This window comes from Mycoplasmopsis agassizii (genome assembly GCF_002272945.1).
Lineage (GTDB): Bacteria > Bacillota_I > Bacilli_A > Mycoplasmatales > Metamycoplasmataceae > Mycoplasmopsis_B > Mycoplasmopsis_B agassizii.
In genome coordinates, this window is record NZ_NQMN01000004.1 from 1 (window position 1) to 2,225 (window position 2,225).

The following is a 2,225-nucleotide window of genomic DNA, read 5'->3' on the forward strand; positions in this document are numbered from 1 at the left end:
TCCGTATTTTATGAGTGTAGATCATATTAGACATTTTACTTATGATACTAGACAGTCTGGTGAAAAAGAAAAACAAGATATTGAATTTACTTTTGAAAACTTTGAAACACTAGCTAAGTGAAGAGAATTTATTAAAAAAGTTGCTGAAGCATTAAAAAATTCACCTCAAAAACTTGATGCCTTTTCAAATGCAATGGGAGATCGTTTAGTTGATGAAATCACTACAAAACTAACTGACATAACAACATCAACAAAAATCTTCTATATCATGCCTTATAAAAATTCAGAAATTGTATATGTTTATGAAGGAGACTATCTAGCAGCAAGCAAAACTGGTGATAAAGCAGAATTCCCAATGGTTAGACATACTCAGGATGCAAGATTTGAAATTGGTGCAACTCAATATACACTAATTTTTAGTGGTTTTCAAGATTACAATGACCAAATAAAAACTAATGGTAAACCTTGAAATAAAGACAAAAAGAAAAGTGACCAAAGTATTAAAGGTAATGGTGTATCAAATAGTTACTTTGAAATCGATGGTGTTAAATGATGATTCAATGGAGATGAAAAAGCAGAATTATTATTAGGTAATCCTTATCCCGAAACAAGTGGTGATACACCTACATCTGATAGATACCAAACTGGTCTAGCAGTAGCAATCCGTTTCTTATTAGAAGCAATTATTACTAAAGATACTATGAGTAGAACACCAGTAGAAACTCCTGAAGTAACTCCTGAAGTAACTCCTAGTGAGCCAACTGAAAACACAGGAGAATCTAATTCTTAATTAATTCAGTTTTCCTAATACAAACAGGATTAAAATTCAAATACCACAGTAATCACATACTGTGGTTTTTTCATATTTTTTGCACTTTTCAAAGTTTTATTACTTGTTTTAATAGTGAGTTATTAATTTAGTTTATAATTAAAATAATTATAAATTTCAAGGAGATATATGTCAGATAAAGAACCTAAAGATGACAGAGATGAACTTAATGTGACTACTTATTGTAAAGAACTAAGAGATCTTAAGAAAAATTACAAACTTTATGAAAACAAGCGTAAATATATTTTTTCAGAAGATGGTTCACAGTTAAAACATGATTTATCAATCGAAGGAGAGAAAATAGTGAAAGAGACTAAACCTACAGGTGGCAAAAAGCCTAAAAGAGACAAAGATTTTAACGACTTGTACAATCGATTAAAAGCTGATTTAACTGTTTATATCGATGAGAAGTTTGATGGTTTGGAAGAAAGGAATGAACACAGATTCAATGATTTCAAACAAGAAACAAATAAAAGGTTAGACAGTTTTGAGGAAAAACTTGTAAAAATGGACAAAAAAATTAATGATCGTTTTGATGAAATACTTAAAGCTATTAAAGAGAAAAAATAAGTCAATTACTTACTATTAAGATATGAAAAAAGCACTACGCAAATTGGTAGTGCTTTTGTATTTGTAAAATTAATTGAATGAATTTTATTTGATTAATTATGATTGATTACTTACTTCACCTGAAGGTGTAGTAGTTCTAGTCATAGTATCATCAGTAATTACTGCTTCAATTAAGAAACGAATTGCAACTGCAAGACCTGAGTCATATGTAGCAGATGTTGGAGTATCACCTGTAGTTTCAGGTCTTGGTAATCCTAATAATTTTTCACTACCACCATTGAAATGTCATTTAACACTGTCAATTTCAAAGTAGTTTGAAGATGTACCATTACCCACTACATTTGTACCTGAGACAACTTTATCTTTATTTCATGGTTTACCATTCGCTGTAACTTTATTATTTACAGTTTCATATCCCTGGTATCCACTTAAAAGTAATGTTGTTTTATTTGCACCAATTTGGGTGTCTGAAGATTGACCATTAACTGCCATTTTTCCAACTTCATCTTTTGAACCAAAAGTGAAATCACCTGTTCATGGTTTTACATAAAAGATAGTTGTTTCTTTAGTAATTGTTACTTTATTAGTTTGTCTTTCAATAGTTGTTGAATTTAATGCTGCATCAATTAATAATGGAGCAAGCGCATTAGAGAAAGCATCTAGTTTTGATTTATCTTCTGTAGTATCTTTTCCTCATAAAGTTTTAACTTTGTCAAGTAAACCTTTTCAGTCATCATAACTAGCAAAGTTTTCGATACTTGTTTGAACATTCGAACCTTGACCTGCTTGGCTATTGGTTGATGCTCCTGCTGTCATAAAATACGGT

At 30.3% G+C, this 2,225-nt stretch carries 3 protein-coding genes; 2 read left to right on the plus strand and 1 reads right to left on the minus strand.

Annotated features, from left to right (window positions below):
• Positions 1-790 (plus strand): hypothetical protein (locus tag CJF60_RS05110; protein WP_214608182.1); only part of this gene is annotated, 790 nt, incomplete at its 5' end.
• A gap of 168 nt (positions 791-958) precedes the next feature.
• Positions 959-1,399, plus strand: a complete 441-nt coding sequence (locus CJF60_RS05115) for a hypothetical protein (protein ID WP_084232856.1) — start codon at positions 959-961, stop codon at positions 1,397-1,399.
• A gap of 96 nt (positions 1,400-1,495) precedes the next feature.
• On the opposite strand, the gene CJF60_RS05370 is transcribed toward CJF60_RS05115, so the two are convergent.
• Positions 1,496-2,225, minus strand: a 730-nt coding sequence (locus tag CJF60_RS05370; RefSeq protein WP_235849960.1) for a hypothetical protein, incomplete at its 5' end; no start/stop codon positions are given.